This is a genomic window from Vibrio sp. EJY3 (assembly GCF_000241385.1).
Taxonomy (GTDB): domain Bacteria; phylum Pseudomonadota; class Gammaproteobacteria; order Enterobacterales; family Vibrionaceae; genus Vibrio; species Vibrio natriegens.
The window spans coordinates 211,244-237,639 of sequence record NC_016613.1; the positions used below are offsets into that span (position 1 = coordinate 211,244).

A 26,396-nucleotide genomic window follows, 5' to 3' on the forward strand; every position below is an offset into this window, starting at 1 on the left:
ATGGATAAAGCTATTGTTCTTTGCCCAGCGAATAGTGTGACTGGTGGTCCAGAGTTGATTCACCAGTTTGTGGATGCTCTGACCCAGTTAAATGTCGATGCTAAAATTCTTTACTACCCCTTTACGGAAAAACATCAAACACCTTCTGCTTACGCACATTATAATGTGCCATTAGCCACGCTAGAGGAGTGTCGTGAGGCTACTGTTATTGTACCTGAGGCGGCAACCAAATATTTGAATTTGGTAGAAGGAAAAAGAAAGATCGTCTGGTGGTTATCGGTTGATAACTACTTTAAATCTCATCCCAATACACTGTTCAAGCATATAAAACATTGGTATCGAAGCAATGTGACAAATAATCCAAAGTTTTTACCGATGGATGAGCTCAAACAATATTCACACTTGACACAGAGCTACTACGGTGAATTGTTTTTAAACCAGCATGGTATTTCTGATGTCTTTCATTTAAGTGATTATCTTGGTGAAGAGCACTTAACCAGGCAAGTTGATATCAACCAGAAAGAAAATGTTATTTGTTACAATCCCAAAAAAGGCATAGAAACTACGAATAAGTTAATAGCTGCAATGCCATCTGTAAAGTTTGCTCCGATTCAGAATATGACAGCAGCGGAAGTTGCTGACTTGCTAGCCAAGAGCAAAGTTTACATTGATTTTGGTAATCACCCTGGTAAAGACCGTATTCCTCGTGAAGCCGCAATGGCAAAGTGTATTGTAATCACAGGTGAAAAAGGCAGTGCTGGAAATACCGTTGATATTGCTGTTCCAAAAAAATACAAACTTAATGAATCTGGTGAAGGCTTTATTGATGAAGTTAGCTCGTTAGTTAATGAGGTCTTTACTCACTTTGAACGTTCACTGGACGATTTTGAATTTTACCGCAATAAAATTAGAGAAGAAAAGGCCACCTTCCATAAAGAAGTAGCTGATTTTGCAAAGAAGTTTTTATAGGTGAAGTGTATCTATACTTAAAATAAAATCTAATTGCTTGGCTTACTATAGCGTAATTTGATTTGTAGATCGCAGATAGAGTAGTGCTTAGAAGAACTAGCTTTTATACGTTAATACTCCACGCTAGCTATAAGTTAAGATTTTTTGGAGTGTGTCACTGGCGATGTCATATCACCGTCAGTGGCACCTTCAATTCATATGGTAAAAAAGGTTTTTGACTATTTATATCTGTAGTGCTTTCCAGTCATTATTGCTTTAAATATAAAGCCCTCTAGGTCTTCCTTTTCTGTTAAGCGATTTTTAAAACTTTTTAACCCAGTACGAAGAGTATAAACGATTAAGCTTGATTTACTTTTGTAATATCGTGCTCGAAGCCCTTCATCATAGGCTCGCTCTTTTTTTCTGAAGTCACTGATAGCATCTGGATCCGTAGAAAGGCGAGAGTATGAGTGCTCAAACCCAGGTATCACTTTGAGGTGCGATAATAATTTCGCGCGTTCTAACCTGATAAAAAAGGTTGTATCTACTCCGTACAAAAGAAAGTGCTCGTCAAAGACGCTACCGTACGTAGCTTTGAGTTTGTTGGCAACATTGGCTCCAACCACAACACCGCTGCCTACAGCTCGAAAGCGGCTCCTGTCTTCCGGCAGTTCAGTGCTTTCAACTTTCTTTTTCTTTAATGTTGGGCTTTGGACCTGGCCATTGTGAGTAAGAATAGGGACGGCACATGTATCTTTATCTACATGTAGAATGGATTTAATGTAAGTAGGAGATAAATTAGAGTCATCATCGAGAAACACAAAGAAATCATTTTCTTTAAAGGTGAAGACGAAATTATAGATTTTTGCGAGCCCAGCGTTAGATAGATCCTCTTTGATTGTCACACTACGAAATTTTTTGGTATCGCTCTCATCTAAATTCTTGTTTATCTCGTCAGGACCGTTATTCCAAATAAGCAAGTCTATGTTATTGAGGTTTCCTGGATACTTAATAAGACTTTGATAAGTAGTCGATTCTGAGATCTTTTTGTTATACAAGACAATAAGTATGGTGCCTGTTTTCGCCAAAATTTATTCCTTAACAAGTAACTGGATGGTTTTCGCAAGAGGGCTTTCTGTTGCACCTAACGCTGAGTTAGCGATTTTCCTTGGGTTGAAGAAAATATCAGTTATGGATTCCGCTAATTGAGAGCTATCTTCGATGATACTTAGAGATTCAGTTTGAGATAAACTGGCAACAATTTCGGTAAAATTAAAGTAACTCGGCCCTGTAATAACTGGCACGCCAAGTGCGGCTGGTTCCAGAACGTTGTGTCCGCCAACTTTATCACCAATTAGGCTCCCACCCATAAAGCAGACATCGGCTGCGCCTATTAAAATCAACATCTCACCCATGGTATCGCCGAGGTAAACTTGAGTTGATTCAGCTACGTCTGACTGTGAGGTACGGCGAATGGTTTCCAAGCTATGTTTCTGACAAAGTTCAAAGACGCTATCAAAACGCTCCGGGTGGCGAGGGACTAAGATCAATAAGGCTTCTGGATAAGATTCAAGTAGTTTCTTATGTGCGTTAAGTACTTGTTCATCTTCGCCCTTATGAGTGCTTGCCGCTATCCAAACGGGTCTGTGTTCTCCAAGAACAGAGCGCAATTCTTTACCCTTCGTTTTCACGTCGTCTGAGATCTGGATATCAAACTTGATTGAGCCAGTAACTGATAGCTTATTACTATCGACGCCCAAGCGAGAAAAACGCTCAGAATCCGATTCGGTTTGGCACAACACCTGAGTAAGTTTTGGATGCAAAAGGTTAAATAACGGCTGCACTTTAGCGTAGTTTCGGCATGACTTTTCAGATAAACGGGCGTTGACCACAGTAATTGGAATCCCCGCTTTGTGCACCGTGTTCAGGGTATTTGGCCAAAGCTCGGTTTCAATGATCAGCATTTGCTTTGGATTTACAGCCTTTAAAAAGCCTTTTACCGCAAAGCTAAAGTCGATAGGCATATATCGGTGTTCAACTAAATCACCTAATTTTGCCACCTGCTCAGCCCCGGTACTGGTTGTTGTAGTAACCAAAATCGCCTGTTCAGGATTCTGCTTTTTCAATGCTTTTATTAACGGTGCCGCAGCGATGCTTTCACCAACCGATACGGCATGAATCCATATTGGGCGTTGATCAGTATTGAGCTTGGGCGTGACACCAAAATGCTCTTTCCAGCGCGGACCAAATTTAGGCTTGTTTGGCTTGCTCTTATACAAACCAAACAAAAGAATTGGTGACGCTAGTGCCAGCAGTAACGTATATATCAGACGAATTAACATGAGCTAATGGTAATGGCTTCGAGCTTTTGGATACTGTTAAGTACTTGTTTCGGAGACAACTCCGTCAAGCACTTAAGGTGGTTAAACTGGCATTCACGCTGAAAACATGGGCGACAGTCAATATCGGTATGAACAATCTCGACTTTGTCCGCAAGTGGCGGCGTGTATTTTGGTGATGTCGAACCATACACAGCAACGACACTACAACCGACCGCGGCTGCGACGTGCATTAAGCCCGAGTCATTTGCTACTACCGTTTTACACGCAGCCAGTAAATCAACGGCTTCAATTAAACTAGTTTGTCCGGCTAGAACATGAATATGCTGTTGGAACTGTGGCGGAACCAGTGCTCGAATTCCGTTACACGTCTCAAGATCTTTTTGTGAACCAAATAGCCAGATTTGATGGCCTTCTTTGCACATCTGTGTGGCAACTTCCGCATAATGCGTTTCTGGCCACTTCTTAGCCGGGCCAAATTCTGCACCTGGACACAAGCCAATAATTGAGCGTTCTTTATTTAGGTTGAACTTCTGGATAGTGGCTTGTTGCTCTTCAGTATTGATAGCTAGGCGAGGGCGCGGCAGCGTCTCTAGTCCACCTAGTGATGATGAGTCCACCATCTCCGATTTCGGATAAGCCAAGGCCACATAGCGCTCCACCATATATTGGAATGACTTCATGTTTGGACGAATGTCATTCAGCAAGCCAAAACGCATCTCGCCTTTCCAACCGGTACGAAGTGGTATATTGGCAAACCATGGAATCAAAGCGGATTTCGCAGATTTTGGCAGGATATAAGCGTGGTCGTATTTCTTCTCACGTAGTGTTTTACCAATTTCACGGCGCCCCAGCAGGTTAAACTCACCATGGCCAATCGGCATTTGTATCGATTGGTTTACCTCAGGCATACGCTCTAAGATTGGTTTACACCAACCGGGCGCAATCACATCAATCTCACTTTCAGGGTTTAGTTGCTTTAAAACGATATATAAGGATTGCGACATCACCATATCGCCAACCCAAGAAGGACCAATAATTAGAATTTTGTTTTTCGACATGTTGATATCACTTCTCTTTAATAAAGCCATGCTCACGCATTTCACTGTATGGATTGCTGCCATCCGCCTGAGTACGCAGTAGACGCAGTGTCCACATGTATTGCTCTGGATTTTTCGTCACAAAGTACTCAACGGCTTCATTGAGTGAGCGAGCATCGTCGCAGTCGGTTTCCTGAAGCGTCAGTGGAGGCATGAACTCAATACTAAAGCGACCAGTTTCCGGATCCAGTGAGGCAAAAGTCGGGATTACTTTGGACTTTGACAGTTTCGCCAGTTTTGTCAGACCTGGCAGGGTTGCCTTCGTCGTCGCGAAAAAGTCCACAAATTCACTGAGTTCAGCACCATGATCCTGGTCTGGTAGATAGTAGCCCAAGTAACCGTCTTTAATCGATTTGATGAAGGGTTTAATCCCTCCAGAGCGTTCGTACACACGGCCACCATATTGCACGCGTTGGCGATGCATCAGCCAGTCTGTTACTGGGTTTTTCTGTCTTTTCGCCATCGCAGAAACAGGTAAGCCTTGTGAGGCAAGTAGTACCGCAGGTATATCAATCGACCAAGAGTGCGGCACTAATAAAATCACTTTTTGATTTTGCTCAGTTAGGTCGAGCAACTGTTCGGAGTTTACAAAGTCACACTTTGATTGCAGCCATTCGGGTGAACGCAAAGAGACCAAGCCAAATCTAAGAGTAAATACGCCGGCAGTATAAAGCGTTTTGTAAACCAGTTGGTCACGCTCTTGTTCACTTAACTGTGGGAAACACAAGGCTAAGTTGGTCTTTACGTTGTTGACTGAGTTTGCTTTAGATTTAACTAAACGTGATGCTAGCACTTTTGCCAGCCACTGGTGAAAAGCGAGGGGCAGCAATGCGATAAGAATTGAGCTAAAAACAGCGAGCCAGGTTCCCCAATATTTAGGCGATAGAAAGTGGCGTTCAAACTCAGGGTTATAGGCTTTGGGATCGAAATCATCACGTTTATTGGTCATGGGGTGTCTTGTTACCTATACGTATGGAGACGAGTGATTTAAATGTAGATAAAGGAAATGATACAGGCTATTGAAGCTGAGTAAAGGTGGCAGGTCATAATCACCGCCACCTCATAATTGAGAACAAAGATGCTTAGCGGTTTTGGATAGCTAGGTATTCAGCGACACCTTCTGCAACCGTTTTGAATTCTACGTCGCAGCCTGCTGAGCGTAGCTTAGTCAGATCAGCTTGAGTGAACTCCTGGTAAGCGCCTTTTAGATGCTCAGGGAAAGGAATCGTTTCGATTTCACCTTTTCCGTGGTGAGTGATCACCGCTTTCGCGACCTCTTCAAACGACTCCGCGCGTCCTGTGCCACAGTTAAAGATGCCTGATACTCCGTTTTCAAAGAACCACAGGTTGACTTTACATACATCGCCGACGTAGACGAAATCACGCTTAAAGGTCTCACTACCAGCGAAGAGTTTCGGGTTTTCACCTGCATTTAGCTGGTTATTTAGGTGGAAGGCAACGGATGCCATGCTTCCTTTATGGTCTTCACGAGGGCCGTAAACATTGAAGTAACGGAAGCCAGTGATTTGAGATAGGGTCTCACCGTGCTCTTCAGCGTCTTGCCATAAGCGACGTACGTAGTTATCAAACTGTTGCTTAGAATAACCGTAGACGTTGAGTGCGCCTTCGTATTCTCGCTCTTCAACAAAGGTGTCTGTCTCACCGTATGTGGCAGCAGAAGAGGCGTAAAGGAATGGAATTTCACGGTCTAAACAATAATGCAATAACTCTTTTGAGTACTCATAGTTGTTTAGCATCATGTATTTACCATCCCACTCGGTGGTTGCAGAACAAGCACCTTCATGGAAAATTGCTTCGATAGGACCGAAATCATCACCGGCCATAATTTGGGTAAGGAAGTCGTCACGATCCATGTAATCTGTGATGTCCAGATCAACTAAGTTCTTAAACTTTTTACCATTTTTTAGGTTGTCGACAACCAGAATATCGTTCATACCAGCTGCGTTGAGAGCTTTAACAATGTTGCTGCCAATCATGCCAGCACCACCAGTTACGATGATCATAGAACTTCCACCATAGATTAAAATTTTCTCAGGAATTTTAGCAAGAAACGTTATACAGCGCTATTGAAGCGGTAAAGAAAGGTTATAGGGAGTAGGGCCTAATAGTCTAGGCCCTCGCGTTAGTTACTTCTCATCCGAATGGTTTGGTCGCTGGTACCAAGGGTTTCGTTCATCTGTTAGTTCGATCAAGCTGTATTTGCGACCCAGCTTCTGACCACCATCACGAGTCAGTGGCTGCCAACTAAAGTTTGCTCGGTTGTTGCTTGGTTTAACGGTCATGATGTCGTAAGGGATTGAAATATAGAAGCCTTTTGTAAAACTACCTTCACCAAACTCCTCGGCTGACAAGTCACTCACAGACGCAAATACGCCAGCGATTACGCCGCTCTTGAACTGCTTGGCGAAATTCAACTGAGCACCTTTGTCACCACCTAAGAATTGACCAACATCCAATTGGATCATCGTATCAGACAGGAATTCCCATTGTGGGTAGTAGTAGCCGGATACAAATCCAGTGAAGCCCTTATCAATAACTTGGAACGGACGACCATACTCAGGAATGTTCTGCCATTTGTCGGTGTAAACGCCAAGGTAACTTTGTGGGTCACGTTGAGAAATTAAGTTAACGTCAGCACCAATGGCCCAATTTGAGCCTTGCGGGCGGTATAAGAGCTCCGTACCTACACCAACAAACATACTTTCTAGATAACCCGCGTAGAACTGCTGGTCTATCGTATCCGAGTATTCTTGGAACCAAGTTAGCTGTAGGTTTGACATGGTTATGTCGTTCTCATTTTGGTAAGCACGGAACATGGTACGTACACGTGGAATTGTTGTACCATCTGGTGGTGTTACGTAAACAAACTTATCGTAGTTGTTGTACCAATCCCAGTAAAGCGAGCCGCCTATTTCTAGGTTGTCAGTTAACCAGTACGAAGCATTACCATTTAAACCAACGCTAAACAGGTAAAAGTCTTCTGCGCTCCCCAGAGTTTGAACTAATTTAGGTGCAAAACCCCAGTCAAAGCGTTTATAACCATCGTAGGTTGCTTCACCTTGAGGCTTGTTGTTTGATGATGAAACTGCATCCTCGATTTTGGGATTTACGTAGTTTACTTGCGCGTAATCTCGATACTTATCTTTAGAGATCACCGTTTGGCTGGTAACTAATCCACGGTTTCGCTCATTAATAGTAAAGGTATCAACGCTTTCAGGTACTTGGTTAGTTAACACGGCGGCGGCTTTCTCATGTGCCTCATTGCGGTCACGGTATTTCTTCTGCTCACCGACAATCGCTACTGTATTATCTTTCGCGTATATTTTTGTATTTTGATAGCCTGCAATCTTATCTAAGTCTTCCGTTACACGCTCCCAATCGACCTGAGAAAGTTCTGCCGGTTGGTTATCTTCTGCCTTTGGCGTTGGTGTATCACGCCAGAAAGATGGCATCCTATTGAAGTTAGTGTACAGATTTAAACCTGCTACGAGGGTATCCCCACGCTCATAACTTACGCGCAGATCTGCCATGTGTCCCAGACGGTAAAGTACGCCGAAGTTCCATGGCGTGTGTGGTGTCATGTCTGTACCACCACGAACAACAGGGTAGTCTTCACTGTAATCATTACTGTCGTATTCCAGTTTAAAGCGCAGCGGTGCGTAAAGCGTTTGGTATTCAATACCACCAAATATAGCAGTTGAGCCTTTAAACCAACGTTCATAATCTACGCTGCCACTGTTTCCTTTAAAGTCTGATGGGCGGTTGCAGTAGCGGTCTAAAACTTTACAAGCTGGGTTGGTAATATTGTCACGGGTACCTAAGTAACCCCAGCCCATACCCAAAGTAAAGTCGAACGTCCCTACGTTGGAATTAGAGTAGCGTTTGGTTGCAGCAATATATTCGGCATCAAACAGACCCGTACCGGCAAAATCACGAACGCCAATCGAAAGTTCTGGTAAGTACTGTGATTCTTCTAAGAGGCGAATTTTGAAATCGACGCCTTTATCTGTGTATTTTGTATCCCCTGAGTAGTCAGGGTCATCGCTATAGAAAAGATCATTTGCGAGAGTATAACGAAGGGTAGCTTCCAGCCATGGCATTACTTGAAGTGTGACATTATAAAACTGGTATTCATTGCTGAAATTGACAGCAAAGTTAAATTCTCCTTCTGGTGCCATACGACCAGTTGGCATTTGCATTAGACCTACACCGCCAAAGTCCATCTGTGATGGCTGTAATGGTGGAGCTTCAAACGGCACATCTTGAGCCCAAACTAATGCCGGACCCATTAACGAAAGGGTTAAAGTGTTTCTAATCAGCGTCATAGTGGACTCTTAGTTGAGGTTGGCTTTAGTTGTGTAAGTAACTTAACAATATCCTGATCCATTTCAGAGCTTTCAAACTCCTCATATGGGATATAAACCATGGTCAATGGCGGCAGATAATATTGCGTCGTCAACCAAGAACCGTGGTGTGGGTGAACGACTTTTCCGTCGGGATAAATGAGGATCGGTGGGTGTGCCAGTTCACCAATGTCGCTCTTTAGGTTTGCAACTTGTTGTTTTAGAGTAATACCTGCTTGCTCTTTAACTGAATAGACTTGTTCTAAGTTTCCTAGATAAATAACTTTTTCTTCTCGCTGCGGAGATACGAGCGTTAGGTCACCACTTATGAGGGGGTTATTAAATTTATCTAAGCGGATGTCATCCAAATCAACAGCAGAGAATAAACGTGGAGCAAACTGATGTTTTTGGATGTATTTATAAAACGGGTGAGCGACCAGGTTATGCTGAATCATTTGATTCAATACCGAGTTTTTTAACGCTGTTGATTCTCGTAATGAGTGTTCAGAACTGTCAAATAACGTTGTTCCGAGGGGGTATTGTAAACGAAGGTTTTGCTGTTGTGCCTGCTTTAGAACATCTACTAATCGAGCTCGTTGTTCGAATTGCAACTGTTTACCCACACCAACTAAATCAACGTTTAAATATGAAACATTATCAGGGGCTAATCGAGCCGAAACACAAGTAGCACTTGCGCTAGCTAGCAAAGCGACAACTAATAAAGGTAACAGTCGTTTACTCATGATTTGCTGTATCCTTTCAGTATCGTTAACTCAATAGGTACCATATTTGGTCCTAGGTGCTGTAGGGTCTTCACGACTTGCCCTTTATCATCTACCCAGTAAAAGTTTTCAACGGTTTCAGATAGGCTTGAGAACTCAACGGATTCACGATAGACATTGGCTAACGTTGAGGATAGTGGTGTTGTGATCACTTCTTTACCTTGATAGGTTCGAGTAATGTGAGCAGGAAATCCGTATCGATATTGTTCTTCCCAGTCATAAGAAAGTAGATATTCAGTATTTGTTGGCGTGTAAGCAGGTATTTGACCATGCACACCAGCTATATTATTGTTCTGCAAGTTTACGGTTTTAACAATATGGCCATTCTCGGTAACCACCATAGCTCTATCTGAACTTACCCATTTCAGTTGCGTTTTACCGGTAAGTGGGTTTTTATCTGCAAAGGCTAGAACGACAAAAATTTGTTTTTGATTGCCTATCTTAAGATAGGCGCTAGCGTAAGGTACGGCTTCAATTTCTAGCGGCGAGAGCTCTACATCGATGTAGTTACCATAAGCTTCTTGAACGGTTGCGGACACATCATTGAATTTTTGCGTACATCCGAACATAAGACTCAATACCGGTAGGATAACAAGTAGGCGCTTCCACTTTATTGTTCGAAAGATATTCATTGTTCCCTCTTGAAAATAAAATCGCCCTGAATAAATCAGGGCGATTATTAATCGACTGCTTTTGGTATTACTGCTGAGCAGAAGCAGAAGCAGAAGCCGAAGCTGTTGTAGTGCTAGAGTCACTGTCTGTTGCGGCTACTGCGACGACAGTTGCTGCTGCTGCTGCACCAACACCTACCGCAACTTCACCACTAGCAAGAGCAGATGCGCCTTCAGTTGTGCCTGCTTCAGGAGCTGCAAATGCTGTTGACGCACTTAGAGCCATAAGAATAGCCAGAGCTGTATTCTTCATTATTTATCCTTTTTATATCCGGTATATAAAACATCGATGTTTGGAGCATAAATTAATGCTCCAAAATCTATTCTAGATAAAAAATCATCAGCATGTAAACAGTTTCGTATCTATTTGGTTGTTAATTTTAAGAAAATAAACAGCCTAAGGAGGAAAGATGGGGAGGACAATAGCTAGCTTAGAATAAACTCCGCATTCCAACGAAATTGTCTTTTACTATAACCCAACCCATCTACACCTTCTTTACTAAAAGCGAGCATCCCATTCTTACATTATGGTCACATTCGCCCCCTTGCCGTTTAATGTCTTTACATGCATAATTTGACAGCTTTGTTTTGATCTTTAGATCATGATTTTTGGGTTTAAATTCACAAAAAATTGGCTTAAATAACAGTATTTCTATCAATAAACCGAATAGAATAAATCGGTAATCAGCGAACAGTGGCTAACGCGTAAGTGCCGCAGGGCGGTAGCGTGGAACGCGAGAGATGTTTAACAGGCCTTACTGCTCGCATTTACACAGCGGTAGGTCGATACCTAGGGAACAATTACGTGATTAACAAACGACCATGGCTAGGGGCATTGAGCGCAATCAGTTTAGGCTTGTGCTCTTTTTCTGCCTCGGCTAATTTTTATGCCGGTGCGTTATTGAGTTACTCTAACGCCGAATATCACCACTCCTCCTCATCTTCAGTAGCTGAAGGAAGTCCTTTTCTTCTTCAAGCGCAAGCTGGCTACTTCTTCAATGATTATCTTGCCTTAGAAGCCCGCTATGGTACTTCTCTCGAACGAGATAGTGGCCTAGCAGTCGATAGTATTGCAAGCGGCTTCGCCAAGTTTAATATTCCAGTTTCTCAGCGAGTCGCCTTATATGGGTTAGCTGGCTACTCCAGTGTGCAAATCGATCAGCAGAATGTTGGAGCTGGTAAAGATCAGGGCTTTAGCTTTGGTATGGGAGCACATTACGCTCTCGATAAACAAAGTGCTGTTGTCTTTGAGTTCATTGACAGCTTGGCTGAAGATAAAGTCCGTTTGAACGGAATCTCAGTGGGCTTCCAGCACCGATTTTAATTAAAGACCTAGTGCCTAGGTCATTGTGTCTAGGTTTTTCACTTCATTAATATTTATAGCGATTGATCATGCTTAAAGGATATTTCTCCATTGCGGTTTGTGTATTGGCCAGTATGTTTGCGCCATACACCTTGGCGCAAAACCCAACCCCAGAACAGCTTCAAATGTTTAAGAGCTTACCAGTCGATCAGCAACAAGCATTGGCAAGTAAATATGGTATTACTCTGCCTTCAGGGGCCTCTCAATCAACCAGCTATGAGAATCCACAAGTCATTGAGCAGCGTCCACAAGCGGCAGCTGATATGGACAGTGAGCAATTTGATTGGCTAAAGCCTGATGAAGAGCAAAAACTGAAACGTTTCGGTTTGGAGTTATTTGCTGGCTCACCAAGTACCTTTGCTCCTATTAGTGACGTCCCTGTTCCTGCTGACTATACCATTGGTGCAGGTGATGAAATTGTGATCCAGCTATTCGGTAAAGAGAACACTACTCATCGTCTGCGTGTTAACCGTGCGGGAATCATCAACTTCCCATCGTTGGGGCCGGTACAAGTCGCTGGCATGAGCTTCTCTGAAGTACGTGACTCACTTAACCAACGTGTACAGGAACAGATGATTGGTGTGCGTAGTGATATCTCTCTTGGTGAAATGCGTACCATGCAAGTATTTGTCATGGGTGATGCGTACAAACCGGGCGCGTATACCGTGAGTGCACTCTCGACGATTTCTCAAGCGATTTACTACAGTGGTGGCTTTGGAGAAAGTGGTGCACTGCGTAATATTCAGTTGAAACGCGATGGTAAAGTGATTCGCAATCTAGATATGTACGATCTGCTGCTAAAGGGTGATGCTCGTAACGATGTACGCTTAATGCCGGGTGATGTGGTATTTATTGGTTCGGTTGCACAAACCGTTTCAGTTGACGGCGAAGTAAACCGCCCTGCGATTTATGAAGTAAAACCGGGTGAAACCTACAAACAATTAATTCAAATGGCGGGTGGTTTTACTGCTAATGCCTTCTTTGAAAAGATCGATATAAAACGTTACGGTACTGAAGGTAGCCGAGAAGCATTAACGCTGAACTTTGTGAATTCCCAAGACCAACAAGCGAAAGTTAAAGTGGGTGATGAAGTCAACGTGCTGAAGAAAAGCGAAGAGTTAACTCGATACGTTCAAATCGAAGGTGATGTGCGCCATCCTGGCTTTGTGGAATGGAATAATGGCATCCGAATCGCCGACTTATTCCAATCGGTTGACTCGTCGTTTAATTCAACTGCAGATGTAAACTACGCCGTAGTCGTTCGAGAAATCAATCCTCAACGAGATATAGAAGTACATCAAGTTAACCTAGCCAAAGCGATTTTATCACCGGGTAGTAAAGATAACCTGCAATTAAAGTCTCGCGACCGAGTTCTGGTCTTTAACCGTTTTAATAATGAAGACTTAGATAATTTTGCTGAGGACGATGTTGTAACCAAAGCAAAAACACTAGAAGAAGCTCAATCACAAGCGCAGCAAGATCTTAAACAAGAGCAAGATGTCTTAAATCCTGTGGTTGCTGTGACGGCGATAGATAGCAACTCAAAAGCCAACACTCGACAAACTAAGATCATTTTCCGTGGTAAAGAGATCACGAAAGAAGATTTTGAGGCAATGAAGCAAAACACTCGACGAACTTTGCTTGCGCCTGTACTTCTACAACTCCAGCAGCAGTCTAAGCTCGGCTTAGCTCCGCAAATTACAGAGGTGTTTGGCGAAGTAAAACATCCGGGTCGATATCCAATTACGCCACGAATGACCGTCTCAACACTACTAGAAGCAGCTGGTGGATTAACTTACAACGCATTTACTATCAATGCGGAACTTGCTCGTACTGTGGTTAATAGTGTCGATGAACGCGCTTATATTGATGTAGAACGTATTGACCTACGTAAAGCAATTCAGGGTAGTACTGCTGACGATGCTATCATTGCAGGTCGTGATCGTTTGAACATATTAGAAAAGCCAAGCGTGAAACTACAAAGCACAGTCACTTTGCAAGGTGAAGTTCGTTTCCCTGGCACTTATACAGTTCGCCAAGGAGAGACGCTAGGCGAGCTACTTGAAAGAGCTGGTGGTCTTACCGAATTTGCTCACCCTCAAGGGGCAATATTTACTCGTGAAGCACTTCGATTACAAGAGCAGAAGCTACTTAACGAGTATGCGGCTGACATGCGTGCAGAAACAGCCAAGAAGACTTTCCGTGCCGACAGCAACTTAGGTTCTGTTATTTCTGATCCAGATAAGACACTGAAGTTTGTGGAAGAAGCAAGCCGTAGTAAAGCTCTTGGTCGTATGGTTGTTCAGCTTAATCGCATTATTAAAGATCAGCGTGCTGCAGACTTTATGCTAGAAGACGGTGACTTCCTGTTTGTTCCTACATTCCGCAATACAGTATCAATCATGGGCGAAGTCCAGGTTCCAATTACTTACCTCTTAGATAGTAAGTTGGATGTGGACGATTACTTGAACAAAGCTGGCGGTGCGAAAAAACAAGCGGATGAAGACCGTATTTTCGTCGTACGTGCTGATGGCTCTGTGTACAAGCCAACTTCAGGCTACTGGTTTGGTAATAACAATGAAGAACTAAGTGCCGGTGATACGATTGTTGTGCCTATCGACACTGATTACCGCGATGCTCTAAGTACTTGGACCGCAGCAACACAAATCCTGTACCAAACTGGTGTAGCGATAAATGCGCTTAAATAAAGGTTATAGGGCCTAGTATACTAGGTCCTAGAAAAACCAAAGAATTGGAAGTGGATGATGCGACAGCTTGCTTTTAAAAAATAGAAGTATGGAAACGTAGTTGTCGCCTGTCTTGTGAATTATATAAAGAGCTAGATAGTTGTAAGAACTACGGCTTTAAAGATCAACTGACCAGAAGTGCACTTTCAATCGCATCTAACATTGCTGAAGGGGAAGAGCGAGAAACCGCAAACGAGTCCGCAAGATTCTTATACATTGCAAAAGGTTCCGCTGGCGAAGCCATCACCCAACTTTACATCGGTATAGAGGCAGGCTTTATAGAAAAACAAAAAGGCCTAGCCCTAATTAAAGAAGCCAAAGAATATCAGCAATGCTAGCCGCACTTATAAGGTGCAGAAAAGGTTCTGTCCGCGAACCAACCGCGAAGTATGAAAACCAGATACTAGCCTTCAAAAACTTTATTTACAGATTAAACTCGATCCTGACCCCTAGCTCTTGGTTTTTACCTAAGACCTAGGGCCTAGGATCCTAGGACCTAAATACCCTATGGACCCACAAAAAGAACAATCATCCCAATACTTACCCTACCCTCCCCAACCCGCAGCGATCGCTGACGACGAAATTGATCTGCGTGAACTCTTCAAAGCCATTTGGAAAGGTAAGTGGATCATCATAGCCACAACGTTTGTATTTGCGGTTGCTTCAGTGCTTTATTCCTTAAGCTTACCGAATATCTACAAAGCAGATGCTTTGTTATCGCCTGCAGAAAGCTCAAGCGGCGGCGGCTTATCAAAAATGGCTGGTCAGCTTGGCGGATTAGCGGCTCTCGCTGGAGTGAATCTCGGCGGTGGGGAAACTTCCCAAGCCGATCTTGCAGTACAAGTAATGAAGTCTCGCCAGTTTGTGGATGCGTTCATCAATAAACATGACTTACTCGTTCCGTTGATGGCAGCAAAAGATTGGGATCTGGCCGCTAATAAGTTGGTAATAAATGAAGACTCATATAACCCAAGTACAGGTAATTGGCTTCGTGAACCAAAAGGTCTTCGCGGCTCTAAGCCAACGGCGCAAGAAGCTTTTGAAGTATTCAACAAAGATACCTTAAGTGTAAATCAAGACAAAGAAAGCGGCTTATACACTGTATCTATAAAACATTACTCTCCATACATTGCTCAACAATGGGTAAATTGGCTCGTAGAAGACATAAACAAGGTCATGAGAGAGCGCACCATTGCTGAAACTTCACAAAACTTGGACTACCTAAACACCCAACTACAGAAAACCGCTGTAGCCGATATGCAAAGTACTTTTTACAAGCTTATAGAAGAACAAACCAAAAGCTTAATGCTGGCTGAAGTTCAAGAAGAGTTTGTTTTTAAGACGGTAGACCCTGCAGTGGTTCCAGAGTTAAAGGACGGCCCTAAACGTGCATTACTGTGTGTATTAGGTTCGCTATTAGGTGGAATTCTTGGGTTAGCGATAGTATTAGTGCGCTTTGCCTCTAGAAAAGAAGATCCTTTCGCTGAAGCTCTTGAGATTCATTTAAAAAAGTAGCTTAAAATAATTATCGATATTGGCTTAATCTAAATAGGTCGTATCAAAATAGATAGAAAGAGCAGTATCTTATGAAAATTCTCGTCACTGGCGGTGCTGGTTTTATCGGCTCTGCGGTCATTCGACACATCATTAACAATACCTCAGACAGTGTTGTGAATCTCGACAAGCTTACCTACGCAGGGAATTTAGAGTCCCTGAGTGAAGTAGAGAGCCATGAGCGTTACGCATTCGAGCAAGTGGACATTTGTAACCGCAACGAACTCGACCGCGTATTTGCCGAACACCAACCAGATGCTGTGATGCACCTTGCGGCAGAATCGCATGTAGACCGTTCGATTGATGGTCCTGCTGCGTTTATTGAAACCAATATCGTGGGCACGTATACATTACTTGAAGCGGCGCGCAGTTACTGGAACAACCTTGATAATGTTCGTAAAGACGCATTCCGTTTTCACCACATCTCTACAGATGAAGTGTATGGCGATCTGGAAGGTACCGATGATCTGTTTACTGAAGAAACTTCCTATGAACCATCTAGCCCATACTCAGCATCTAAAGCATCGAGTGATCATTTGGTACGAGCATGGTTAAGAACTTATGGCCTTCCAACTATCGTGACCAACTGTTCAAACAATTATGGTCCCTACCATTTTCCAGAAAAGCTTATTCCATTGATGATTTTGAACGCCCTAGATGGTAAGGCATTGCCTGTGTACGGTGATGGTATGCAGATTCGAGACTGGTTATTCGTGGAAGATCATGCGCGAGCATTATATAAAGTTGTGACGGAAGGTGTAGTAGGGGAAACCTATAATATAGGGGGGCACAACGAAAAAGCCAATATTGAAGTCGTGAAAACGATTTGTACGCTGCTTGAAGAGTTAGTGCCTAACAAGCCAGTCGGAGTTTATAAATATATCGATCTAATCACTTATGTTACCGATCGTCCAGGGCATGATGTTAGATACGCTATAGACGCTTCAAAGATAGAAAGAGAGTTGGGTTGGAAACCTGAAGAAACTTTTGAGTCTGGCATCAGAAAAACGGTGGAGTGGTACTTGAACAATAAAGAATGGTGGTCTCGTGTGTTAGACGGGTCTTACGCGGGTGAACGTTTAGGTACAGGGGCATAAAAATGAAAGGTATTGTTCTTGCTGGTGGTTCGGGCACACGTTTATATCCGCTAACTCGTGGAGTGTCGAAACAGTTATTACCAATATATGATAAACCGATGGTTTTTTATCCGATATCTACGCTGATGCTTGCAGGCATCAGAGATATTCTAATTATCACCACTCCTGAAGATAACGCTGGCTTTAAGCGATTGCTAGGAGATGGTTCCGATTTTGGTATTAACCTAGAGTATGCAATTCAGCCAAGCCCGGATGGTTTGGCACAAGCATTCATTATTGGCGAAGAATTCATTGGTGATGATAGTGTGTGCTTAGTTCTTGGTGATAATGTTTTTTATGGTCAGTCATTTTCTAATACCCTCAAGCGTGCGGCGTCTCGTGAACTCGGAGCAACTGTTTTTGGATATCAAGTTAAGGACCCCGAGCGCTTTGGTGTAGTTGAGTTTGATGAACATATGCAGGCAATTTCAATAGAGGAAAAACCTGAACTTCCTAAGTCAAATTATGCTGTGACTGGACTGTATTTTTATGATAACCGTGTGGTTGAACTGGCAAAACAAGTGAAACCATCAGAGCGAGGCGAGCTTGAGATTACGACACTTAATGAAATGTATCTCAACGATGGTTCATTAAATGTCGAACTACTAGGGCGAGGCTTTGCTTGGTTGGACACTGGAACCCACGAAAGCCTGCATGAGGCATCTTCATTTGTGCAAACTATCGAAAACGTTCAAGGATTAAAAGTTGCCTGTTTAGAAGAGATTGCTTGGCGCAATAATTGGCTAACCAATGAACAGCTGTTAGCGCTTGCTGAGCCAATGATGAAGAATGAATACGGCCAGTATTTGTATCGTTTAGTGAATGAAAAGCTAAGCAAGGAAGAAAGATAATGAGGGTTTTACTTACTGGCGGACGAGGCCAGGTCGGCTATTGTCTTACCAAACGCTTATCAGAGTATGAGAATACGACGGTTCTATCTCTCGATAAAGCAGAGCTCGATATAACCAACCAAGATGCTGTGAAAGCAATGGTCCAAGAATTTCAACCAACGATCATTATCAATGCTGCAGCGCATACTGCCGTGGATAGAGCGGAAGAAGAAGTAGAGCTTTCTTATGCTATCAATCGCGATGGACCAAAATTTTTAGCCGAAGCCGCGCAAGAAGTGGGGGCTGCCATATTACATGTTTCTACAGACTATGTCTTTGAAGGAAACAAGCATGGTGAATATGGCGAGAATGATCTAACTAATCCGCAAGGCGTTTATGGTGCGAGCAAGCTAGCTGGCGAAATAGAAGTAGCAAAGTCTTGTGAAAAGCACATTATTCTCCGCACTGCTTGGGTCTTTGGTGAAAAAGGGAATAACTTTGTTAAAACCATGCTTCGATTAGGTGCAACAAGAGACGCGCTAAGTATTGTTGGAGATCAATTTGGAGGACCAACATATGCAGGTGACATTGCTAATGCACTAGTTAAAATAGCTAAATGTATCAACGATGGTGATGCAGTTGAATATGGTGTATATCACTACTCAGGATTGCCACATGTGAGTTGGTTTGAGTTTGCAGACGTGATTTTTGATACAGCGATAGATAAAGGTTTACTAAACAAAAAGCCGAACTTATCTAGTATTACTACAGAGCAATACCCGACACCTGCCAAACGCCCTAGTAATTCCCGAATGAGCACTCAGAAAATTACAGCTTTGTTTGATATAGAAGCGAGTGATTGGAAATTAGCACTAAACAATATTAATGAGTACACGGAATAATATGAAAGTTATCGATACCAAAATTCCAGATGTTAAAATTATTGAACCAACGGTATTTGGTGATGAGCGTGGTTTCTTTATGGAGACCTGGAACCAAAAGCAATTTGAAGAGTTAGTAACTGGAAAACCAACACAGTTTGTACAAGATAACCACTCAAAGTCAAAAAAAGGCATTTTACGTGGTTTGCATTATCAAACGGTGAACACGCAAGGTAAATTAGTGCGAGTGGTTTCTGGCGAGGTTTTTGACGTTGCGGTTGACATTCGTAGAGACTCTCCAACATTTGGTCAATGGGTAGGTGTGTACTTATCAGCTGAAAATAAACGTCAGTTATGGGTACCGGAAGGTTTTGCTCATGGCTTTTATGTGACTAGTGATGAGGCGGAGTTTGTGTACAAATGTACCGACTTTTATAATCCTAGTGCAGAAGTTTCTATTATTTGGAATGATGAAGATGTAGGTATAATTTGGCCAGTAGAAGGAGAAGTATATCTATCAGAGAAAGATAAAGAAGGGGTTAGTTTAAAGTGTGCTGAGGCGCTTTAATGGGGTTACTCAAAAAGATATCATTTCTTTCTAGCTCTGTCTTTTCAAGGTTAGTGATAGGAAGTATTTTAGTTTTTGTGTTTGCAAGAACTTTAGGGCCGGAGGGGTATGGACAGATAGTCGTAGCTACAACGATATCTTCTATATGTATTGTTCTTATAGATTGTGGCTATCAAACCTTCATAGTAAAAGAAGTGTCTGGAGATGAAGCGGGGATACCTAATTCATATTCAAATGCTATACAGGTCAAGGCTTTATTAGCACCGCTTTACATTATAGTCGTTTTTTGTGTTAACTATGCTTTTTTTGAAAATCAAAACCCAAATGAATTGATATTTATAGCTATATCTGTTTATCTTTTGTCTATGGGAGACTTTTTTAACATAGCTTTTAGAGTTGTTGATATGTATTCATTAGAAGCGAAAAATATTTTGATAGGAGCTATATTAAACTTAATTGTTGTAGGTTCTACATGTTTATTTTTTAAATCTATATATCAAGTATCTCTATCTATGATGATAGCTAGATTAATGTATCTGTATGTCTGTTATAATCAATTTTATAATAGATTTGGAACAATCAATATTTCATTTTCTATTAATAATGTAGTACATCAGATTAAGCGTGTAAAGTTATATGCATTAGATCAGGCTAATGTGGTCTTTAGGAGCAACGTAGATGTTCTTATTATTGGTGCTTTATTAGGTAACCACAATGTTGGACTTTATCAAGCTGGTATGACTCTTGGTAAATCATTTGAAAAATTAGCTATAATAGTAGCAAATATATTTTTAGTGGAACTTAGTAAACCAAAGAACTTTTTTTTCCAAAATTGTAAAAAATTAATATCTATCCAAGCTCTAATTGGAGGGTTGATATTTTTTATTTTCCTAATTTTAGACGAATTTATAGTTCTGCTTTTATACGGTGAAAGCTTTTATGAACTAATCTCTCTAATGTGGCTGTTTGGCCTTTTTATTTTTTTACGATTTATGGCATCTTCATTTGGAGTTATTCTTACGGCATTAAATAAACAGAAAATCCGTGTTATTATCGGTATCGGCTCTACATTATTATCTATACCTTTAATGTTGGTATTAGTCAGTGATTTTGCAGTATATGGGGCGATCGTCTCTCAAATAGCTATTAATGTAGTTGTATTGCTTTTATTTTTTATTTTTGTTTATGTTTATTATAGAGTGAAACTATGAAAATTGTATTGTCAGGTGGTTGGGGCTATGGAAATTTAGGTGATGATGTCATTTTAAACTCTCAGTTACATATTTTAAATGAGATGTTCCCAAATGCAGTTTTTACAGTTTTAACTTATGATGTAAAAGATAGTGTAAGTCATTCAGGAAAAAATATAAAACTAGAAGAAAATATTCATAAGAAGTGTGATTTTAACTCATCAAAAATAAGATTTATGGGGTTGGGTGACGCTTATCCATATAGCTCTAGATTTAAAGATAGAGTTATAAATAGAGTAATTGATGAAAAGTCAATTTTTGAATATTTTGTTAAAAAAAATTCTAACCTAGATGAGTTTAGGAAAGTAATATCTGGTTCTGATATTTTTATTATGTGTGGTGGTGGATATTTTAATGAAAAATGGAAGTCTAAAATATATTCTCAACTAAAAGAATTAGAAATTGCAATAAATGAAGGTCTAAAAGTTTATATCTTAGGGCCAACAATAGGAAAACTAGAAAATAAAATAGCAATAGACACTAAATTGATGTTTGAAAAGGCAGAAATTATTACTGTTAGAGATAAAGCCTCAAAGAAAGAGTTGGAAAAACTAGGTTTGAAGGCCGAAATAGTTCCTGATGTCGCTTTATCAAAGTGGGTTACTAATATTAGACAAGAATCAAAGTATTTAGGTGTCGTCTTTACAAGTAAAAAAAGTGAAGTAATGGAGAACGTTGTTTCTCTGATAAAACTGTATCAAAATAAAGGACGGAGTTATAAAGTAAAGCTATTTTTGTCTAGGTTGTGGAATAATGATTTCTTAATGTTGAAAAATCTACAAGAAGTATTAAAAGAAAATAATATAAGTAGTGATATTATAATTCCTTCAGATCATATTAATCTAGAGCAACAGTTAATTACCTGTGATTTGGTGATTAGTGAAAACTTGCATGGAATGATAACAGCGGCAAGAAATGGTGTTAGAATCATAGCAATTAATGATTATCAATTAAACTCACCTAATTATAAAAAAATCGTTTCCTTTTTAGAGCAAATCAATATATCTAATGATTTTATATCCTCATCAACTACGCAGAATGATATAAATAATATAGTTGAGCGTATAGAAGATAATCAAAAAGAATATGAGAAAGGTATAAAATCTGTAAGGGAAAATACAAAAGAAAGTTATCTGAGAGTTTTTAATGGCTTCAAAAAATAAAGTATATATCGTTGTATTAAATTGGAACTCTTATGTAGAAACTATTGAGTGTTTAAATAGCATACTCGACCTAGACTATGAAGAGTTTTCTGTTATTGTTTGTGATAACGGTTCATCTAACGACTCTTTAGAACATATTAAAACATTTATACTTAATACTGTACCCAATAAATTTAAAAAGTGCTTTGGTACAATAAACTATACCCCATGCTCGAATGAGCGACAGTTTATATTAATTGATAACAAAGAAAATTTTGGTTATGCAAAAGGAAATAATATTGGGATTAATATTGCGCTAAAAGATAAGGCTTGTGAACATGTTTGGATACTAAATAATGATACTGTTGTAGTCAAAAATTGTCTTACAGAAATGATAAGAACAGTTGAGAGCGAACCTAATTATGGAATCTGTGGATCTCGGCTTATTTATTATCATGAACGTGATAAACTACAGGGTTTTGGTGGTAGATACAACAAAGTTACGGGTAAAACATCACACTACTTAGAAGGTTTAGGTTCTGATATTGATATTGATGAATTCGAAGTAGCAGATAGAATCGATTACCTGATTGGTGCGTCTCTATTGATTTCTAGAAATTTTTTAGAGTCGGTTAATGGATTTTCAGAAGATTACTTTTTATATTTTGAAGAATTAGATCTCTGCCATAAACTAACAAGTCGTTATAGTAAGTTAATATCAAAAAATGCAGTTGTGTACCACAAAGAGGGTGCAAGCTTCGATAAAACTCTATCTGGTACCTCTTTATATTATTTATTTCAGAATAGAATCAGGTTTACAAAAAAATTCTATCCCTTGATGTTACCAACCGTTTATTTATATAGTGCTTATTTAATATCAAAAAGATTGATAAAGATGGACTTAAAAAAAACTAGGGTTATGCTTAAAGCAATACTTTTCTTGAGGTTATAAATTTATGATGTTGAATTGAAAAAATAAAAACTTATATGAAGTGTATTATGACTTTATTATTTCTAATTTAGAAAGTTATATAAATATTTTCAGTGGTCAATCATGTATTTAATATCGTTTTGAGTTGGTTGTTATAGAGATGAATGGCTACTAAAATATAAGGTAAATTTTTATAAGTATGAGAAGTGGAATGAGTTTATTACAATGTTAGGTTTATTATTTAAAAAATAACAGACCATGATTAACATCATTTTCTATAGTTCTTAATTTGTGTGGTAAATATTTTTAATAGAATATTGGTCTGTTTATTTTGTATTTGACTTGGCTATTGAGTTTGGATGTTGGTGATATATTGATATACGGTGTTGCTTTTTTTATACTAGGTTTTTTTTGTCTATACGAAATTTTAGTATGTGCTGATAAGAATAAGCTCATTCAAGTAAGGAGTCGCTTACTTTTCAATTACTTGAGTGTTGTTTTTCTTTCTGTAATATTAATTGGAAGGTATAAAACAGGAACCGATTGGCCAAATTATTATGAGTATTTTTATAATAATACTTATTTTTGGGAGTATGGTTGGTCGCTGCTTAATCATATAATATATATCTTAGGTTTTAATGCAGAGGTTCTTTTTGTTCTGGTAGCGTTCATATCAATTTTTTTAAAGGTGTATGCTGCTAATAAGTTAAAACTACCAATATCCATTTTTTTATTTTTGCTTTTTCCTTTCATAATAAACAAAGATTTTGGTACGATAAGGCAAGGTTTAGCTATAGCTATTACATTTTTATCTTTTACTTTTTTGATAAAAAGAAAATACCTAACCTTTATTACACTTTGTGGTGTTGCATTTCTTTTCCATAAATCTTCTATTATTTTTATATTTGCCATTTTTCCCTTTATATTTAATTTCGACTTGACAAAGAAACTTCTTTTTTTAATTGTGCTGATTTCATTTATTTTAGGGGTTATGGGAGTAGTAGGTAAGCTTCTTGAGTTTATTATATATGGACTAGGACTTGATAGTGGTGTTTTTTACAAAGTTAAGCGATATTTGAGCTATAGTGATGATTATACCTCATCAGGTTATCCAATATTACCTGTTATTAAAAAAATCATCACATTAGCAATGTTTATTGCATGTGGTGTCTTTTCTGAAAGATATAAAGAGAACATTATTTTTGATATGTCTTTTAAGATCTATATTTTTGGGTTGTGTCTGTTTTTGGCTCTAAGTGACTTCAGTCAACTTAGGAGACTTGTTGGTTATTTTGAAATATTTGAGTATGTTTGCTTTTCAATTTTAATTATTTCAATCAAAAAAATTCACTTAAAGTTTTTCTTGTTCTTATATATAGTGGTGACATTATCTAGTAAAGTTTATGTCTATATGTCTACATATTCTGACTATCTACTTCCTTATAAATTTATATCTGAATATCTAATATGAAAAAAAACATCTTTATAACCTCAGCCCCCATTTTAAATGATATTATCCCAAATGGAGGAGAGCTATTATCAAAAAATTATTTTAAGTTAATATCGAGTAACTATAATGTTGATCCTATAATTATTAAACCAAGATTTAATAATAGAGTGATCTTGAAACTCTATAGTTTAGTTAATTGCTTGTTTGGATTTACATCATCTTTTGATATTTTAGATTTAATTAGAATAATTTCTTTTCTTGATAAGAACGCTAACAATATAGACTCAGTTTTACTAGACTCGTCAAAATTCGGGGTCGTAGGGCGATTCATTAAACGTCGTTTTCCAAGTGTTAAGGTTATCACTCTATTTCATAATTGTGAATCTTCTTACATGAAAATAAAGCATGGAAATAACCTTATTTATAAGCCAAAGTTATTGTCAATATCTCGTTCAGAAAGATTAGCTATTGAAGCAAGTGATTTATGCATCTTCCTAAATGACCGTGATAGGTTAGATTTAAAAACAAAATCACTTAATCCTAAAAAGTTTATAGTTCTACCTCCAGTCTTTGATGACGTCTATCTTAAAGACACTAATACCATCACTGAAGAACCATATTTACTTTTCGTTGGGTCTGCTTTTTTTGCTAACGTAGGTTCGTTACGTTGGTATTTAACTAATGTTCAATCTAAAGTCGAAATGAAAATAAAGATAGTTGGTAGAGGCTTCGAAAAGTATAGTGAAGAATTTAATAGAGAAAATATAGAAGTCATTGGAAGTGTAAACGATTTATCAGACTACTACTTGAATGCAAAGGCCGTAATCGTACCAATATTAGATGGTTCTGGAATTAAGATAAAAACGGGAGAGGCGTTAATGTGGGGGCGAAAAATTATAGCATCTCCAGAGGCATTGAGTGGATATCCTAATATAAAAAGCTTAAATGATATATATGAATGCAAGAGTTCTGATGATTATATTAAAGCAATTAATATTGTATGTTCAGAAAATCATGGCTTCTCGGAAGATAATAGAGAATATTTTATGAAAAATTTGTCCTTTGGTGCTGTATCTACAAAACTTAGTGAAGCGATATCTCTATGATTTCAGTACTGTATGTTAACCCTCAATCCTATAATAACCTTAGTAAGTATGATGCGGAAATATTTGGCAATCTGAGTGGTGATATTCGTATTGATTATGCTTGTTCTGATAAGTTAGATATTGACTTGGAATCTTTTTCATCAATTTCTTCTATAAATAGAATATTTAAATATAATGAAAAGAAGCATATTTTTAAAGTGTTGTCATACTTATTTAGTCTTTTGAGTTTACTTCTGATTATAAACCAGAGGCGGCCTGATGCTATACATGTTCAATGGGGGAAATTGTATTCTATTGAATCTGCTTTTTATAAGCTAGTTAAGAAAGTCTTTAACATTAAACTCCTATTCACAGTTCATAATATTTACCCTCACGATTGTAGCGAATCAACTAAAAAACGCTACAGGCACTTTGTTAAGGCGTTTGACCATCTTTTTGTCCATGAAGAATCAACCAAAGACCAACTGATTGACTGGTTTGAGCGCTCTAGTGGTAATGTGACTTGTATTACGCATGGTGTTATCCCTTTTAAGCAAGATAAATCTAGTTTTGATGATGAAAAACTAAGCAATTTTTTCCAAAATAGCGATAATATAACATTCTCATTCGTTGGTTACGGAACTGAGTATAAGGGGATAATGGAGTTATTATCTGCTTGGGAGAAAAATAATCTTACTAATTGCCGTCTTTTAATTGCCGGGAAGTTATGCGATAAGGCAAAACTGTGGTTGAAGAATAACAGTGTACCTCATAACACTCTCATCATTGATGCCCGAATTTCTGATAATGATTTGTATCATATCGCAACCAACACTTCAGTAGTACTATTGCCATATAAAGCCATATCCCAAAGTGGTTTGTTATTGAGCACTATTCCTCACAGAGTGCCAATTGTAGTTACCAAGCTGCCTGGTCTACTACAACCATTTAAGTTTGGGCAAATTGGTTGGAAAATAGAAAATTGTTCACAAGTTAATATTTTGAAGATATTAAATAAACTGTCACTAATACCTTCAGAAATAGCCTCAATTCGACGTGATGATGAGTTATGGAAAAATGTTAATCGAGCTTTTAGTTGGCAGAAAACCGCAGAAGAAACAGAATTAACTTATCGTGAGGTAGTTAAATTTATATGATTTATGCCAGAAGCAATCTATTATTATTCCAGTATGATTGCTCATCAGGATATATTAATAAGAATTACGTGAATTTAAATTTACAAACATTCAAAGGT

At 39.3% G+C, this 26,396-nt stretch carries 24 protein-coding genes; 15 read left to right on the forward strand and 9 right to left on the reverse strand.

Features of this window, described 5'->3' with window-relative positions; genetic code table 11:
* Positions 1-969 carry a hypothetical protein gene (locus VEJY3_RS00975; protein WP_014230595.1) on the forward strand — a complete coding sequence of 323 codons (969 nt, stop codon included), beginning with the start codon at positions 1-3 and terminating at the stop codon, positions 967-969.
* Between the two features lie 218 nt (positions 970-1,187).
* Here VEJY3_RS00975 and VEJY3_RS00980 read toward each other — a convergent pair whose 3' ends face one another.
* The 9 genes from VEJY3_RS00980 to VEJY3_RS01020 all read right to left on the reverse strand — a co-directional run bounded on the left by VEJY3_RS00980 (position 1,188) and on the right by VEJY3_RS01020 (position 10,457).
* The gene (locus VEJY3_RS00980) at positions 1,188-2,036 is read right to left on the reverse strand and encodes a glycosyltransferase family 2 protein (RefSeq protein ID WP_014230596.1); all 849 of its coding nucleotides are present in this window, start codon (positions 2,034-2,036) and stop codon (positions 1,188-1,190) included.
* A gap of 3 nt (positions 2,037-2,039) precedes the next feature.
* The gene (gene waaA, locus VEJY3_RS00985; RefSeq protein WP_014230597.1) at positions 2,040-3,290 is read right to left on the reverse strand and encodes a lipid IV(A) 3-deoxy-D-manno-octulosonic acid transferase; all 1,251 of its coding nucleotides are present in this window, start codon (positions 3,288-3,290) and stop codon (positions 2,040-2,042) included.
* A complete protein-coding gene (waaF, locus tag VEJY3_RS00990; protein ID WP_041170289.1) occupies positions 3,284-4,348 on the reverse strand; it encodes a lipopolysaccharide heptosyltransferase II in 1,065 nt (354 codons plus the stop codon). The genes waaA and waaF overlap by 7 nt, the downstream gene beginning before the upstream one ends.
* A 7-nt stretch (positions 4,349-4,355) precedes the next feature.
* Positions 4,356-5,336 (reverse strand): lauroyl-Kdo(2)-lipid IV(A) myristoyltransferase, encoded by a 981-nt coding sequence (gene lpxM / locus VEJY3_RS00995; RefSeq protein ID WP_014230599.1) that lies wholly within the window; start codon positions 5,334-5,336, stop codon positions 4,356-4,358.
* 133 nt (positions 5,337-5,469) lie between these two features.
* Positions 5,470-6,411 carry an ADP-glyceromanno-heptose 6-epimerase gene (rfaD, locus tag VEJY3_RS01000; protein WP_014230600.1) on the reverse strand — a complete coding sequence of 314 codons (942 nt, stop codon included), beginning with the start codon at positions 6,409-6,411 and terminating at the stop codon, positions 5,470-5,472.
* Between the two features lie 123 nt (positions 6,412-6,534).
* Positions 6,535-8,733 carry a YjbH domain-containing protein gene (locus VEJY3_RS01005; protein WP_014230601.1) on the reverse strand — a complete coding sequence of 733 codons (2,199 nt, stop codon included), beginning with the start codon at positions 8,731-8,733 and terminating at the stop codon, positions 6,535-6,537.
* The gene (locus VEJY3_RS01010; RefSeq protein ID WP_014230602.1) at positions 8,730-9,494 is read right to left on the reverse strand and encodes a capsule biosynthesis GfcC family protein; all 765 of its coding nucleotides are present in this window, start codon (positions 9,492-9,494) and stop codon (positions 8,730-8,732) included. The genes VEJY3_RS01005 and VEJY3_RS01010 overlap by 4 nt, the downstream gene beginning before the upstream one ends.
* Positions 9,491-10,165 carry a YjbF family lipoprotein gene (locus VEJY3_RS01015; protein WP_014230603.1) on the reverse strand — a complete coding sequence of 225 codons (675 nt, stop codon included), beginning with the start codon at positions 10,163-10,165 and terminating at the stop codon, positions 9,491-9,493. The genes VEJY3_RS01010 and VEJY3_RS01015 overlap by 4 nt, the downstream gene beginning before the upstream one ends.
* Positions 10,166-10,232: 67 nt before the next feature.
* Positions 10,233-10,457, reverse strand: a complete 225-nt coding sequence (locus VEJY3_RS01020) for a hypothetical protein (RefSeq protein ID WP_014230604.1) — start codon at positions 10,455-10,457, stop codon at positions 10,233-10,235.
* Between the two features lie 552 nt (positions 10,458-11,009).
* On the opposite strand from VEJY3_RS01020, the gene VEJY3_RS01025 reads away from it, so the two are divergent.
* From VEJY3_RS01025 to VEJY3_RS01085, 14 genes are all read left to right on the forward strand, one after another.
* Positions 11,010-11,528: an outer membrane beta-barrel protein gene (locus VEJY3_RS01025; RefSeq protein ID WP_014230605.1), complete on the forward strand. Its 519-nt coding sequence runs from the start codon at positions 11,010-11,012 to the stop codon at positions 11,526-11,528.
* Between the two features lie 68 nt (positions 11,529-11,596).
* Positions 11,597-14,275 (forward strand): SLBB domain-containing protein, encoded by a 2,679-nt coding sequence (locus tag VEJY3_RS01030; protein ID WP_014230606.1) that lies wholly within the window; start codon positions 11,597-11,599, stop codon positions 14,273-14,275.
* 107 nt (positions 14,276-14,382) lie between these two features.
* Positions 14,383-14,652, forward strand: coding sequence for a four helix bundle protein (locus VEJY3_RS24540; protein ID WP_308507398.1), 270 nt, complete (start codon positions 14,383-14,385; stop codon positions 14,650-14,652).
* 169 nt (positions 14,653-14,821) lie between these two features.
* Positions 14,822-15,829 carry a Wzz/FepE/Etk N-terminal domain-containing protein gene (locus tag VEJY3_RS01035; protein WP_014230607.1) on the forward strand — a complete coding sequence of 336 codons (1,008 nt, stop codon included), beginning with the start codon at positions 14,822-14,824 and terminating at the stop codon, positions 15,827-15,829.
* A 71-nt stretch (positions 15,830-15,900) separates the two neighbouring features.
* Entirely contained in the window at positions 15,901-16,965 is a 1,065-nt protein-coding gene (rfbB, locus tag VEJY3_RS01040; protein WP_014230608.1) for a dTDP-glucose 4,6-dehydratase, read from the forward strand.
* A gap of 2 nt (positions 16,966-16,967) precedes the next feature.
* A complete protein-coding gene (gene rfbA, locus VEJY3_RS01045) occupies positions 16,968-17,855 on the forward strand; it encodes a glucose-1-phosphate thymidylyltransferase RfbA (RefSeq protein ID WP_014230609.1) in 888 nt (295 codons plus the stop codon).
* Entirely contained in the window at positions 17,855-18,736 is an 882-nt protein-coding gene (gene rfbD / locus VEJY3_RS01050) for a dTDP-4-dehydrorhamnose reductase (RefSeq protein WP_014230610.1), read from the forward strand. Before rfbA ends, rfbD begins: the two co-directional genes overlap by 1 nt.
* Position 18,737: 1 nt before the next feature.
* Entirely contained in the window at positions 18,738-19,283 is a 546-nt protein-coding gene (gene rfbC / locus VEJY3_RS01055) for a dTDP-4-dehydrorhamnose 3,5-epimerase (RefSeq protein ID WP_014230611.1), read from the forward strand.
* Positions 19,283-20,494 carry an oligosaccharide flippase family protein gene (locus VEJY3_RS01060; RefSeq protein ID WP_014230612.1) on the forward strand — a complete coding sequence of 404 codons (1,212 nt, stop codon included), beginning with the start codon at positions 19,283-19,285 and terminating at the stop codon, positions 20,492-20,494. Before rfbC ends, VEJY3_RS01060 begins: the two co-directional genes overlap by 1 nt.
* Positions 20,491-21,696, forward strand: coding sequence for a polysaccharide pyruvyl transferase family protein (locus tag VEJY3_RS01065; protein ID WP_014230613.1), 1,206 nt, complete (start codon positions 20,491-20,493; stop codon positions 21,694-21,696). Before VEJY3_RS01060 ends, VEJY3_RS01065 begins: the two co-directional genes overlap by 4 nt.
* The gene (locus VEJY3_RS01070; protein ID WP_014230614.1) at positions 21,680-22,627 is read left to right on the forward strand and encodes a glycosyltransferase family 2 protein; all 948 of its coding nucleotides are present in this window, start codon (positions 21,680-21,682) and stop codon (positions 22,625-22,627) included. Before VEJY3_RS01065 ends, VEJY3_RS01070 begins: the two co-directional genes overlap by 17 nt.
* Positions 22,628-22,961: 334 nt before the next feature.
* Positions 22,962-24,077, forward strand: coding sequence for an EpsG family protein (locus VEJY3_RS01075; protein ID WP_014230615.1), 1,116 nt, complete (start codon positions 22,962-22,964; stop codon positions 24,075-24,077).
* A complete protein-coding gene (locus tag VEJY3_RS01080; RefSeq protein ID WP_014230616.1) occupies positions 24,074-25,162 on the forward strand; it encodes a glycosyltransferase family 4 protein in 1,089 nt (362 codons plus the stop codon). Before VEJY3_RS01075 ends, VEJY3_RS01080 begins: the two co-directional genes overlap by 4 nt.
* Entirely contained in the window at positions 25,159-26,298 is a 1,140-nt protein-coding gene (locus VEJY3_RS01085; RefSeq protein WP_014230617.1) for a glycosyltransferase, read from the forward strand. The genes VEJY3_RS01080 and VEJY3_RS01085 overlap by 4 nt, the downstream gene beginning before the upstream one ends.
* Positions 26,299-26,396: the final 98 nt, after the last annotated feature.